The sequence below is a fragment of the Isoptericola hypogeus genome (genome assembly GCF_039531145.1).
In the GTDB taxonomy this organism is placed as follows: domain Bacteria; phylum Actinomycetota; class Actinomycetes; order Actinomycetales; family Cellulomonadaceae; genus Isoptericola; species Isoptericola hypogeus.
Genome location: NZ_BAAAPM010000002.1, coordinates 17,239 through 30,223 on the forward strand (window position 1 = coordinate 17,239; position 12,985 = coordinate 30,223).

Genomic DNA, 12,985 nt, shown 5'->3' on the forward strand with positions numbered 1-12,985 from the left:
GAAGTGGGCCAGATTCATGCTCACAGCAGGGCTGCTCGTCAGGAGTGGGGCACCGTCGCGGTGATGAGCGTGCCGTCCTCGCGGCGGTTGCCGGACAGCGCACGGAGGCTGGGGCGGCCGGCGAACCGCGCGCCCTGCCCGTCGAGCGGCACGCGCGTGACCTCGCCCCGGACGACCGTGACCTGCTTGCCGCGGACGCCCACCTCGGCGCCGTCACCGGTCTCCGCCTCGAGCTCGATCGCCTCCGACGTGACGGTCACGCGCAGGCGCGAGTCGTGCCACGTCACCCGGAACGTGAGCCCCTCCCAGTCCCGCGGCAGCCGCGGGTCGAAGGTCAGCACGCCGTCGTGGTCGCGCATGCCGCCGAACCCGAACGCCAGCGCGGACCAGGTGCCGCCCGCCGAGGCCACGTGCACCCCGTCGGAGGCGTTGTCGTGCAGGTTCGCCAGGTCCACGAAGAGGGACGACGTGAAGTACTCCAGCGCGAGCTCGTGGTACCCCACCTCGGCCGCGACGATCGACTGCACGACGCCGGACAGCGTCGAGTCGCCCGTGGTCAGCGGGTCGTAGTACTCGAAGTCCGCGAGCTTCTCCTCGGCGGTGAAGTGCTGGCCCTGCAGGAAGAGCGCGAGCACGACGTCCGCCTGCTTGAGCACCTGGTACCGGTAGATGACCAGCGGGTGGTAGTGCAGCAGCAGCGGCCGCTTGGACGGCGGGGTCGCGGCGAGGTCCCAGAGCTCGCGCTCGAGGAAGTGCGAGTCCTGCGGGTGGATGCCGATGCTCTCGGCGTACGGGATCGCCATGCTGTCGGCCGCGCGGGTCCAGGCCGCGATCTCGTGCCGGCCCAGACCGAGCCGCTCGACCATGTCGCCGTAGTCGTCCGGGTGCTCCGCGCGCATCCGCTCGACCACGATCGCCGCCGCCCGGAGGTTGAAGCGGGCCATGACGTTGGTGAACAGGTTGTCGTTGACGACGGTCGTGTACTCGTCCGGGCCGGTGACGCCGTGGATGTGGAAGTTGTCGTCGCCGTTGGCCCGCCAGAACCCGAGGTCCTCCCACATGCGCGCCGTCTCGACGAGGATGTCGACGGCCTCGCGGCGCACGAAGTCCCGGTCGCCCGTGGCCCGGACGTACTGCACGAGGGCATAGCTGACGTCCGCGTCGATGTGGTACTGCGCGGTGCCGGCCGCGTAGTAGGCGGACGCCTCCTCGCCGTTGATGGTGCGCCACGGGAACAGCGCGCCGCGCTGCGACAGGTCGCCCGCGCGGCGCCGGGCGGCCTCGAGCATCTGGTGGCGGAAGCGCAGCGCGTTCCGGGCGAACCGGGGCGTCGTGTACGTGAGGAACGGCAGCACGTAGATCTCGGTGTCCCAGAAGTAGTGGCCCGAGTAGCCGCTGCCGGTCAGGCCCTTGGCGGGCACGCCCGAGCCCTCGGCGCGGGCGGTGGCCTGCGCGAGCTGGAACAGGTTCCACCGCACCGCCTGCTGGATCTCCGGCTGCCCGGTGATCTCGACGTCCGAGCGCTCCCAGAACTCGTCGAGCCACGCGCGCTGGCGCGCCAGCTCGTGCTCGACGCCGCTGACCCGCACGCGGTCGAGCGTGCGCCGGCACCGGTCGACCAGCTCCCGCGACGGCACGCCGCGCGACGTGTGGTACGTGACGGTCTTCGTCAGCCGGATCGGCTGACCCGCCCGCGCGTCGACGCGGAACACGTGCTTGGCGAGGTCCACGTCGACCTGGGAGCGCACGTCCCACTCGTTGTCCGTCTCGAGGTGGTGGTCCGCGGCGACGGCGAGGGTCATGCCCGAGTTGCTGGTGCGGTAGGCCAGCACGAGGCGCTCGTCGTCGCCCCACTGCGACTGCGGCTGCAGCACGCGGCCCGCGAACTGCTCGGCCTTGCGCGGGTCGAAGCCCTCCCCCAGCGACGCGGCGGGCACGTGGTACTCGTCCTGCCCGTCCTGGCGGTTGAGGATCTGCGACGAGATGGCCACGGGGGCGTCGTCGTCGAGCAGAGTCACCTCGAACGTCATCACGGCGAGGTGCCGCTCGGCGAAGGAGACCATGCGCTCGGTGCGGATCCGCACCCGCTTGCCCGACGGCGTGCGCCACAGCAGGTCGCGGCGCAGCGTGCCGTCGCGCAGGTCCAGCGCCCGCTCGTACTCGACGAGGTCGGCGACCGGCAGCAGCAGCGGCTCGTCGTCCACGTACAGCCGGATCACCTTCGCGTCCGGCACGTTGACGATCGTCTGGCCGACCTTCGCGAAGCCGTACGCCTCCTCCGCGTGCCGGATCGGCCACGTCTCGTGGAAGCCGTTGATGAACGTGCCGTGGGCGTGGGACTCGCGGCCCTCCTCGACGTTGCCGCGCATGCCGAGGTAGCCGTTGGCCACGGCGAAGAGCGTCTCCGTGACGCCGTGGTCGGCGGAGGAGAACTGCGTCTCCACGAGCCGCCACGGGTCGGCGGGGAAGCGCAGGCGGTCGACGGTCCGTCGCTCGTGGCTGGTGGGGTGGCTCATGCGCGGCGGTCCTCGCCCGGGCCGGCGTCGTGCCCGGCCTGCCCGGCCGGTGTGTCGAGCACGGACGCGTCCAGGTCGCCGAGGTCCGCCACGACCAGCTGCGCCCCGTGCGCCCGCAGCGCGTCGGCGCCGACCCCGCGGTCGACGCCGAGGACGAGGCCGAACGACCCCGCGGCGCCGGCCTGCACGCCCGAGAGCGCGTCCTCCACGACGACGGCGTGCGCGGCGGGGACGCCGAGCAGCTCGGCCGCCCGCTGGTAGGTGTCGGGGGCCGGCTTGCCGGCCAGTCCCTCCGTCGCCGCGACGTTGCCGTCGACCACCACCTCGAACCGGTCGGCCAGACCGGCGGCCGCCAGGACGGCGGGGGTGTTGCGCGACGACGACACCACGGCCACCTCCGCCCCCGCCGCCGTGACGTCGTCCAGGAAGCGCACCGATCCCGGGTAGGGCGCGATGCCCTCGGTGACGAAGAGCTCGTTGACGATGGTGTCCTTGCGGTTGCCCAGCGCGCACACCGTGCCCTCGCCGGGCGCGTCGTCGGACGTGCCGCGCGGGAGCTCGACGCCGCGCGACGCGAGGAAGGTCGCGACCCCGTCGTACCGCGGCTTGCCGTCGATGTGCGCGAAATAGTCCGCGGACGTGTACGACGCCAGTCCGCGGGCCTCGCAGAACGGGGCGAAGAGGCGCTCCCACGCGCGCATGTGCAGCTCGGCGGTGGGGGTGAGCACACCGTCGAGGTCGAAGAGCACGGCTCGCAGCCTGGTCACAGAGATCCCTTCGCGGGTCATGGGGGCCGGGACGCCGGACGCGCGTCGCCGGTGGGCGTCGGAGCCCGGGATCAGCCTACGCACGCGTCCGCCGGGTCGCGAAGGCCGCGCGTGGGCGCGCCGTGACGACGTGGGGACGATGCCGTGGATCTGCGCTGCACCTCCGTCTCAGGCGTTCACTCGGACGCCTGAGCCTGCGGTTCCGCTGCGGGCGCGTGCCTCGTCCCTCGGCCCCCACCCTGCGCTGCACCTCCGACTCAGGCGTCGGCGCGCTCGCCGACGACCTCCGCCACCCGCCCGAGGTTCGCCAGCAGCGCCCGGTGCTGGTCCGGCGGGCCGAGCCCGGCACGACCGGGATCGCCCGGGCCGGCCGGGCCGTTCCCCGCCCCGGCGCCGAGCAGGGTGACGTCCGCCAGCCCGGCCGCCGGCAGGCCGATCCGTCGCCACGGCACCGACAGGAGGTCGGCGAGCTCACCGAGTGCCGGCCCGGCGCACTGGGAGACCCGGGCGGGCGGCAGACCGGCCCACAGGGAGACGCCCCGCTCGGTCGCGCGGGCGACCAGCTCCCACGCCCTCTCGTTCCACCCGCCCGGCCCCTGCCCGTTCCCGCCGCCACGCCCGAGCGCCGCGAGGTCGAGCCCGACGGCGTCCGCACCGGCCAGCGCGACCGGCGGCACGCCGACCCAGGTGGCGCCGAGGTGCACGACGACCGTCGCGCCGGCGTCGTGCGCGGCGTCGACGACCGGGCGCAGCCCGTCGACCACGTCGGGCCCGGCCACGGCCCGCAGCCGCGAGTAGCCGGAGAAGCTCGGCAGCACCCCGGCGTGCACCTGCCCGAGGAGGGGCTCGGCGAGCTGAACCACGACCTCGGCGCCCGGCACCTGGGTGCGGACGTCGGCGACGTGGGCCCGCACCGCCTCCGCGAGCGCGAGCGTGAGGTCGGCGCGGGCCCCGACGTCGGACAGCACCCGGTCGCCGCGCGCCGACCAGAGCTCGGCGGCGAGCGTCCAGGGGCCGACGACCTCGACGGCGAGGGGGCCGGAGTGCCCGTGCGCGGCGACGGCCAGCGCGCCGAGGTCCTCGCGCAGCAGGCCGTGGGCGCGGCGCTCGTCCACGCCGTCGGCGTCGGCGAGCTTCCAGCCGTGCGGGCCGAGCTCGACGGGCATCTCGGCGAGCATCGCGCCCGTGCGCCCGACGGCGTCCGCACCGGGGCCGCGGCCCGAGAGCTGCACGAGGAACGGCACGACGCCGACCCCCGTGGGCAGCGCGGCGAGGTCGTCCAGCACGGTCAGCTGCGCCTCGAGCACGTCACGCGTGCCGCCCGGCCAGGGACCGTGCCCCGAGACCGTAGTCATCTCCACCCCCGGTTCACCCTGTGATTCACCTCGCCACCCGCGTCACGCCGGGGAGCGTTCCCGCTCTTCAACTACGAGAGCACGGTAGTCGGCCGACGAAGGAGCCTGGGACATGACCGTGACCGCCGCCCCGGCGCGCACCGGGGTTCCCACCACGTCGCGCGGCGCCGCCGCGGTCCGCACCACGTCCTTCCCGACCCTGGCGGACGGGGACCCGGCCGGCCGGAGCCCGGCCGACCGGGCTGCGGCGAACAAGGCCGTGGCGGTGCGCGTCCACGCCAACGCGATGCCGGCGTGCTCCGAGGCCGTGCTCCGGCACCTGCTCGCGCCCGGCTTCCGCAACCACGACGTGCTCCCCGGCTGCTCCGGCGACCGCGACGCCCTGGCGGCCACCATGCACTGGTTCGACGACGCCTTCAGCGACCAGCGGGTCGAGGTGCTGCACGCCGTCGCGGAGGGTGACCTCGTCGCCCTGCACGTGGCGTTCAGCGCTCGGCACACCGGGTTCTTCCGCGGGCTGCCGCCGACGAGGCGCCGGTTCACGGTGCGCGAGATGCACATGGTCCGCCTGCAGGACGGCCTCGAGGCCGAGCACTGGGTCGTGCGGGACGAGGCGTGGCTGGAGCGCGAGCTGCGCTCCGACGGCCCTCGGGGCTGACGGGCCGTCAGCCGCGCCAGGCGTCGGCCACGGTCGCCTGGCCGAGCACCTGCGTGCCGCGGTAGACGACGGCCGACTGGCCGGCGGCCACGCCGCGCAGCGGGGCACCCGTGAGGCGCAGCTCGAGTCCGGGCACGCCGTCGTGGGCCACGACGCCGTCGCGCCCCGGGGTACCGGGCGTCGCGCGCACCTGCGCGGGCACCGGCGACCCGTGGGCGCGGATCTGCAGCTCGACGTCGCGCCACGTGGTCGCGGCGGGCGAGGTCTCCACGTGCGTGGTCTCGACGGGCCCGACCAGCGAGGAGTCGAACCAGACGGCCTTCTCGGCCGCGACGCGGTCCACGCTGAGCAGCTCCGCCGGCCCGACGACGACGGTGTTGGTCGAGGTCTGCACGTCCACGACGTACCGGGCGCGGCCGTCCGCCGCCGGCCGCCCCAGGCCCAGCCCCTTGCGCTGCCCGACCGTGTACGCGTACGCGCCGTCGTGCTCGCCGACGACGTTCCCCTCGACGTCGCGGACCTCGCCCGGGCGCGAGCCCAGCCGGTCGCGCAGGAAGCCGCGCGTGTCGCCGTCGGCGACGAAGCAGATGTCGTACGAGTCGGGCTTGGCGCTCACGGACAGCCCGCGCCGCTCCGCCTCGGCGCGCACCTCGGCCTTGGTCGCGAACCCGCCGAGCGGGAACATGGCGCGTGCCAGCCGGTCGGGGCCCATCACCGCGAGCACGTACGACTGGTCCTTCTCGGCGTTCGGCGAGCGGTGCAGCTCGCGCGAGCCGTCGCCGCGGGTCACGACGCGCGCGTAGTGACCCGTGGCGACGGCGTCGAAGCCGAGCGCGGTCGCCTTGTCGAGCAGCGCCTCGAACTTGATGTGCTCGTTGCAGCGCACGCACGGGTTGGGGGTGCGACCGGACTCGTACTCGGACAGGAAGTCCGCGACGACGGTCTCCTCGAAGCGCTCGGACAGGTCCCACACGTAGTACGGGATGCCGAGCACGTCGGCCGCGCGGCGGGCGTCGCCGGCGTCCTCGATGGAGCAGCAGCCGCGCGAGCCGGTGCGGAACTGGTCCCGGTTGCGGCTCAGCGCCATGTGCACGCCGACGACGTCGTGCCCGGCCTCGACGGCGAGCGCGGCGGCGACGGCCGAGTCGACGCCCCCGGACATGGCGGCCAGCACCCTCATGCGACACCCCCCGTCAGCGCACGGCCCGACACCAGGCCGGCGGCCCGCGCCCGGTCGACGACCTGCGGCAGCGCGGCGATCAGCCGGTCGACGTCCGCCGCCCGCGAGGTCGCCCCCAGGGAGAAGCGCAGCGCGCCTCGGGCGTCGAGCTCGGGCACGCCCATCGCGAGGAGCACGTGCGACGGCTGCGGGACGCCCGCCTGGCAGGCCGAGCCCGTCGACGCCTGCACGCCCGCGGAGTCGAGCAGGTACAGCAGCGAGTCGCCCTCGGCGCCGGGGAACGTGAAGTGCGCGTTGCCGGGCAGGCGCGCCGGGGTGCCGGCGCGGCCGTCCGCGATCGCGGCCGGCTCCGGCCCGCGCAGCACCGCCTCGGGCGCGACGCGGCGCACCCCGGCCACGAGGGCGTCGCGCAGGGTCGCGAGCGCCGCCGCCCGCCGCGGGCGGGACTCGACGGCCTCGGCCACGGCCACGGCGAACGCCCGGATCGCGGGTGTGTCGAGCGTGCCCGAGCGCACGCCGCGCTCCTGCCCGCCGCCGTGCAGCACCGCCTCGAGCGGCAGGTCGCGACGCGCCAGCAGGGCGCCCACGCCCACGGGGCCGCCCAGCTTGTGCCCGGTGACCGTCATCGCGTCCACGCCGGAGGCGGCGAAGTCGACCTCGACCTGGCCCACCGCCTGCACGGCGTCCGTGTGCACGGGGATCCCGTGCTGGTGCGCCAGCCGCACGACGTCGCGCACCGGCTGCAGCGTGCCGACCTCGTTGTTCGCCCACATCACCGAGACGAGGGCGACCTCGTCGGCGTGCGCGGCCAGCTCGGCGCGCAGCGCGGCCAGGTCGAGCCGGCCGTCGCCGTCGACCGGGAGCAGCGTGATCTCCGCGCCCGCGTGCCCGGCGAGCCAGAACGCCGGGTCGAGCACGGCGTGGTGCTCGACCGCCGAGACCAGCACCCGGATCCGGCGCGGGTCCTGCCGGCGTCGGCCCCAGAAGATGCCCTTGATCGCGAGGTTGTCCGACTCCGTGCCGCCCGCGGTGAAGACGACCTCGCTGGGGCGCGCGCCGAGCGACGCGGCCAGCTGTTCGCGCGACTCCTCCACCGCCCGGCGCGCGGCACGCCCCGCCGAGTGCAGCGACGAGGCGTTGCCCGTGCGGCCCGCCTCGGCGACGAACGCCGCGAGCGCCGCCGACGACAGGGGTGTCGTGGCGGCGTGGTCGAGGTAGGCGCCGGGCTCGCCGTCGCGGCCGTCCGAGCCGCCGACGCCCGGGGAGGGGGTGGTCACGGTCCCCCAGTCTACGAACCACCCGGCACCACGGTGACGCCGGCCGAGCCTGCCGAGGCCCGGACGGGGTCTCGACAGGCTCGACCGACGGGACTCAGCGGCGGCCCTTCGGGCCGCGCGGCCCCGGGAACGGGCCGGGGCCGTCCCAGTCGTCGTCCGACCAGCCGGGGCGGCCCGGGCGGCCGGGGCGGTCGCCCGCGCCCTCCTTGTAGACCTGGATCGTCGAGGGCCTCGGGCCGCGCCACGCTCCCGCCGGGGTCGCCTTGCCCGCGGGCAGGTAGTCCGGGAAGTACGAGTTCTGCGCGGCGAAGCTGCCGTCCTCGCCCGGGTGCTGGACGTTGACGTATACCATCTCGTCCCGGGAGTCGACGACGGGCCCGCAGGTCTCGGCGTCGCGCGGCACGGACAGGAACTGCTCGACCTTCCCGCGGTCGCGACCGTCGAGCGTCACCTTGAACAGGCCGTCGCACTTCTGGATCGTCGACGGCTGGCCGTCGGTGGAGATCCACAGGTTGCCCTCGGCGTCGAACGCCAGGTTGTCCGGGCAGGAGATCGGCGAGACCTGGTCCGCGGGGAAGCCGGAGAAGTACGTCGAGCCGTTCACTGACGGGTCGCCCGCGACGAGCAGGATGTTCCAGCGGAACGTCGTGGCGGTCTGGTCGCCGCCGTCCTCGATGATCTCCACGACGTGCCCGTCGCGGTTGGTGTGGCGCGGGTTGGGCTCGGTCGCGCCCTCCTTGCCGACCTTCCCGCGGTCGGTGTTGTTGGTGCACGCCACGTAGACCCGGCCGGTGAGCGGGTTCGGCTCGACGTCCTCCGGGCGGTCCATCTTCGTGGCGCCGACGGCGTCGGCGGCGAGCCGGGTGAACACCAGCACCTCGTCGACGGTCATGCCCTCCACGCGCGACCGGCCGTTCTTGACCAGCGGGATCCACTCGCCGCGGCCGTCGAACGCGCCGTCGGAGGGGACCGCGCCCGTGCCGTCGATCTCCGCGGCGGGCGAGTCGCCCGTGAAGCGGGCCACGTACAGGTCGCCCTCGGACAGCAGCGTCTTGTTGTGCCGGCGCGCCCAGCGGCTGTTGCCCCGCTCCATGCGGTCCTTCGAGACGAACTTGTACACGTAGTCGAAGCGCTCGTCGTCGCCCATGTAGGCCACGGCGTGGCCGCGCCTCGACAGGATGACGTTGGCGCCCTCGTGCTTGAGCCGGCCCATCGCGGTGTGCTTCACCGGCGCCTCGTCGGGCTCGTACGGGTCGATCTCGACGACCCAGCCGAACCGGTGGTTCTCGTACTCGTAGCCGGGGTTGTTGCCGTCGAACCGGGGGTCGTCGAGCTCCCAGCCGTAGCTCGTCGCGACGTTCTGCAGGCCGTAGCGGGCGTCGCGCGGGTCCTTGCCGTTCACGCGCAGGTTGGCGTTGAAGTTCTCCTCGCCGGAGACGACCGTGCCCCACGGGGTGGTGCCGCCGGCGCAGTTGTTCAGCGTGCCGAGGACGCGCCTGCCGGTCGGGTCCGCGACGGTCCTCATGAGGTACGAGCCGGCCGCGGGACCGTCGACGCGGAACTCCGTGTCGACGGTGATGCGGCGGTTGAACGGGCTGAGGCGCGAGTACGTCCACGGCGACCCCTCGCGCTCGCGCCGCACCTCGACCACGGACATGCCCCAGGCGGCCCGCTCGATCGCGCGCCGCGTCGCGGCGTCGTACGACTCGTCGAACATGATGCCCGCGTTGGTGTACTCGTGGTTGCTCACCAGCAGGCCGCGGACGCCGCGCTTCGTCCGGCCGTGGGGGCGGACGTCGTCGGGGTCGGCGGGGAGGATGTCGAGGTAGTCGACGTTGTAGCCGAACTGCTTGGCCTGCTGCTGGGGCGTCTGGCGCTCGATGTCGAACGCGCGACCGCCCGGCAGGATCGGGTCGCCCCACCGGATGATGGGCGACCACTCGTAGCCCTCGGGGACGACGAACGCGTCGACCTCGGCCGGCTGCGGGGTGATCGCCCCGAACGCGAGGCCCTTGCCGTGGCCGCGCCCGGCGGCCACACCGGTCGACATGGCGGCGCCCGCCTGCGGCGCGGCCACGACCTGGGCGCCGACGACGACGGTCGCGGCGGCCGTGGCGAGCCCGCCGAGCATGACGCGGCGGGACAGGGCGCGCGACGCGACGTCGCGGAAGTACTCGTTGGCGGAGGCGTTGGGGGCCGGGTGGGAACAGGCGTCGGCGCACTTGAGCCGGCACGTGACCGGGCTGCGCTTGCCGCGCGCGTGCTGGGTGGCGCTGAGCTCCAGCAGCGGGCGCGACTCGGGGGCGATCGTCATCGGTGGCACTCCAGAGGGTGGGCGGGCGGGAGGCCCTGGTGGGAACCGGGGGGTGACGGCCCTGACGGTAGGGACGGCCGATGGCCGTCCGCCGTCGCGACACCGACCCCCGGGTGAACAGCAGGTGACCTGCTGGTTCATCTCCCGGCCACGCTCAGCCCAGGGAGGCGACCCACTCCGTCGTGCCGTCGTCGAAGCCCTGCCGCTTCCAGATCGGCACCTCGGCCTTGAGCTCCTCGATCAGGTCGCTCGCGGCGGTGAACGCGGCCTGCCGGTGCCCCGACGCGACGGCCGCGACGACCGCCACGTCGCCGACCGTGAGGTCGCCGACCCGGTGCACGACGGCGGCCCGCACCCGGTCGCCGGTCGCCTGCGCCGTGCGGGCGGCCACCCGCTCGGCCACCTCGCGCAGCACCGCAGCCGCGTCCGGGTGCGCCTCGTAGTGCAGGCGGGTCACGCCGCGACCCTCGTCGTGGTCGCGCACGTACCCCGTGAACGTCGCCACCGCGCCGCACGCGTCGTCGCGCACCAGCGCGCCCAGCTCCGCGAGCAGCGGGTCCAGCGGCGCGTCGACGACGTCCGCCCGCAGCACGACGGCCTCGCTGGTTGAGCCTGTCGAAACCCTGGTCTCGACAGGCTCGACCGGCGGCGGCGTGGTCTCGACAGGCTCGACCGGCGGCGGCGTGGTCTCGACAGGCTCGACCGGCGGCGACGACGGGTGGTCGCCGCCGCGGAGCTGGTCGACGGCGTGGGGCAGGACGTCGGCCAGCGCGTCGAGGCCGTCGCGCACCCCGCCGGCGGAGCCCGGCAGGTTGACGACCAGCGTGCGCCCCGCGACGCCCGCCACGCCCCGGGACAGCGCGGCCGTGGGCACGGCGCGCTTCGCGGGGTCGGTCGGGTCGAGCGACCGGGACCGGACCAGCTCGGCGATCCCCGGCACCTCGCGGTCCAGCACGACGCGGGTGGCCTCCGGCGTCCGGTCCCGCGGGCCGACGCCCGTGCCGCCGCTGGTCACGATGACGTCCGGCACCTCGTCGGGCGCGGCCACGAGCAGCGCCGCGAGCGCCTCGCGCACCGGTTCGCCGTCGGGCACGACGATCGGCGGCGACGTCGCCCAGCCGCGCGCGGCGAACCACTCGACGGCGACGGGCCCGGAGCGGTCCTCGTACTCCCCCGCCGCCGCCCGGTCGGAGGCGACGACGACGGCGACGCGGCGCGCGGGGCCGCCGTGGTGCTCGTGCGCGCTCATGCGCCCGCCCCCGTCGTGGTGCGGCTCCAGTCGCCGGACTTGCCGCCCGACTTCGCGACGACCTGCACGTCGGTGAGGACCGCGGCCTTGTCGACGGCCTTGATCATGTCGTAGAGCGTCAGCCCGGCGACGGTGACGGCGGTGAGCGCCTCCATCTCGACGCCGGTGCGGCCGGTGGTGCGGACCGTCGCCGTGATCTCGACGACCTCGCCCGCCGGGACGACGTCGATCTCGACGCCGGAGATCGGCAGCGGGTGGCACAGCGGCACGAGGTCGGAGGTGCGCTTGGCGCCCATGATCCCGGCGATGCGGGCCGTGGCGATCGCCTCGCCCTTCGGCAGCTCGCCGGTGGCGATGCGGTCGACGACGTCGGCCCGGGTGCGCAGGACGCCGGTGGCCGTGGCCTGGCGCGTGGTGACGTCCTTGGCCGACACGTCGACCATGCGGGCGGCGCCGTCGGCGCGGTAGTGGGACAGGCCCGGCGTCTGGTCGGGTTCGGTCATCGGAGCTCCCAGTAGTCGACGACGTCGCCGCGCTCGAGGCGCGCCACGCCGGGCGGAACGTGCACGAGGATCGTCGCGGCGGCGAGGTGGGTGAGCAGGTGCGAGCCGGGGCCGCCGCTCATGCGCACGCGGCCGTCGGCGTCGAGCGTGCCGCGCCGCACCTGGTGCAGCGCGGGCGGCGAGTCGAGCGGGTCGGCCAGCGGCGCGCGGCCGGTGGGACGGCGTGCCGGGGCCGCGCCGGTGGCCGCCGCCAGCAGGGGGCGCAGGAACAGCTCGAACGAGACGTACGCGCTCACCGGGTTGCCGGGGAACGCGACGAGCGGGACCTCCCGCGAGCCCAGGACGACGCTGCCGAGGCCCTGCGGCCCGCCGGGCTGGACGGCGACGTGCCCGAACCAGACGCCGGCGGCGTCCTCGGGCGGGGCGTCGGTCAGCGTCTGGCGGACCACCTCGTACGCCCCGGCGGAGACGCCGCCGGTGGTCACGACGAGCGCCACGTCGTCGGGTGCCTGGGCGAGCGCCCGGCGCAGGGCGTCGGGCTCGTCCGGGACGACGGCGGTCGTGACGCGGGCGCCCGCCTGCGCGAGCGCGGCGGTGAGCGCGGCGCCGTTGGCGTCGTGCACCTGGGCGGGGCCGAGCGGAGCACCGGCGGGCGCCAGCTCCGAGCCGGTGGAGACCAGCAGCACGTGGGGCGGCGCGGCGACGTCCACGGCGGCGACCCCGGACGCGACCAGCGCGCCGAGCTGTGCGGCGCCGAGCGGGGCACCGGCCCGCAGGAGCGGGTCGCCCGCAGCCACGTCCGACCCGGCGGCTCGCACGAAGGTGCCGGGCGCCACGGGCGCGGCGAACCGCACCGGGGCGGCGGGCGCCGCGTCGTCGTCGAGCACGGGGAACCGCGGCGGGTCGGCGTCCTCGATCCGCACGACGGCGTCCGCGCCGCCCGGCACGGGCGCGCCGGTCATGACGGGCGCGGCCGTGCCGGGCACGAGCGGCGGCGGCTGCGTGCCGGCGGGGACGGGCGCGCCGACGGGCAGCGACACGGGGCCGTGCGTCGACGCGGCGGCCAGGTCGCCGGAACGCACCGCGTACCCGTCCATCTGGGAGTTGTCGAAGCCCGGCAGTGCGACCGCCGCCACGGCGTCGCGGGCCAGCACGCGCGGCGCCAG

At 75.4% G+C, this 12,985-nt stretch carries 10 protein-coding genes; 1 reads left to right on the top strand and 9 read right to left on the bottom strand.

Annotated features, from left to right (window positions below; translation table 11 throughout):
• Positions 1-38: 38 nt before the first annotated feature.
• The 3 genes from ABD254_RS00605 to ABD254_RS00615 all read right to left on the bottom strand — a co-directional run bounded on the left by ABD254_RS00605 (position 39) and on the right by ABD254_RS00615 (position 4,638).
• Complete coding sequence (locus tag ABD254_RS00605; RefSeq protein ID WP_344244601.1) at positions 39-2,516, bottom strand: glycoside hydrolase family 65 protein; 2,478 nt, start codon at positions 2,514-2,516, stop codon at positions 39-41.
• Positions 2,513-3,304 carry an HAD family hydrolase gene (locus ABD254_RS00610; protein WP_344244603.1) on the bottom strand — a complete coding sequence of 264 codons (792 nt, stop codon included), beginning with the start codon at positions 3,302-3,304 and terminating at the stop codon, positions 2,513-2,515. The genes ABD254_RS00605 and ABD254_RS00610 overlap by 4 nt, the downstream gene beginning before the upstream one ends.
• A gap of 236 nt (positions 3,305-3,540) precedes the next feature.
• Positions 3,541-4,638 (bottom strand): uroporphyrinogen decarboxylase/cobalamine-independent methonine synthase family protein, encoded by a 1,098-nt coding sequence (locus tag ABD254_RS00615; RefSeq protein WP_344244605.1) that lies wholly within the window; start codon positions 4,636-4,638, stop codon positions 3,541-3,543.
• Positions 4,639-4,750: 112 nt separating this feature from the next.
• On the opposite strand from ABD254_RS00615, the gene ABD254_RS00620 reads away from it, so the two are divergent.
• Positions 4,751-5,296, top strand: a complete 546-nt coding sequence (locus ABD254_RS00620; RefSeq protein ID WP_344244607.1) for an ester cyclase — start codon at positions 4,751-4,753, stop codon at positions 5,294-5,296.
• A gap of 7 nt (positions 5,297-5,303) precedes the next feature.
• Here the strand turns inward: ABD254_RS00620 and mnmA are convergent, their stop codons facing one another.
• From mnmA to ABD254_RS00650, 6 genes are all read right to left on the bottom strand, one after another.
• Entirely contained in the window at positions 5,304-6,476 is a 1,173-nt protein-coding gene (gene mnmA, locus ABD254_RS00625; RefSeq protein WP_344244609.1) for a tRNA 2-thiouridine(34) synthase MnmA, read from the bottom strand.
• The gene (locus tag ABD254_RS00630) at positions 6,473-7,753 is read right to left on the bottom strand and encodes a cysteine desulfurase family protein (RefSeq protein WP_344244611.1); all 1,281 of its coding nucleotides are present in this window, start codon (positions 7,751-7,753) and stop codon (positions 6,473-6,475) included. Before ABD254_RS00630 ends, mnmA begins: the two co-directional genes overlap by 4 nt.
• A 94-nt stretch (positions 7,754-7,847) precedes the next feature.
• Positions 7,848-10,067: a PhoX family protein gene (locus ABD254_RS00635; protein WP_344244613.1), complete on the bottom strand. Its 2,220-nt coding sequence runs from the start codon at positions 10,065-10,067 to the stop codon at positions 7,848-7,850.
• Positions 10,068-10,221: 154 nt separating this feature from the next.
• Positions 10,222-11,316, bottom strand: coding sequence for a molybdenum cofactor biosynthesis protein MoaE (locus tag ABD254_RS00640; RefSeq protein WP_344244615.1), 1,095 nt, complete (start codon positions 11,314-11,316; stop codon positions 10,222-10,224).
• On the bottom strand, positions 11,313-11,819 hold the full coding sequence (gene moaC / locus ABD254_RS00645) for a cyclic pyranopterin monophosphate synthase MoaC (protein WP_344244617.1): 507 nt from the start codon (positions 11,817-11,819) through the stop codon (positions 11,313-11,315). Before moaC ends, ABD254_RS00640 begins: the two co-directional genes overlap by 4 nt.
• The coding region (locus ABD254_RS00650) for a molybdopterin molybdotransferase MoeA (RefSeq protein WP_344244619.1) at positions 11,816-12,985 on the bottom strand (1,170 nt) is incomplete at its 5' end. The genes ABD254_RS00650 and moaC, both read right to left, overlap by 4 nt.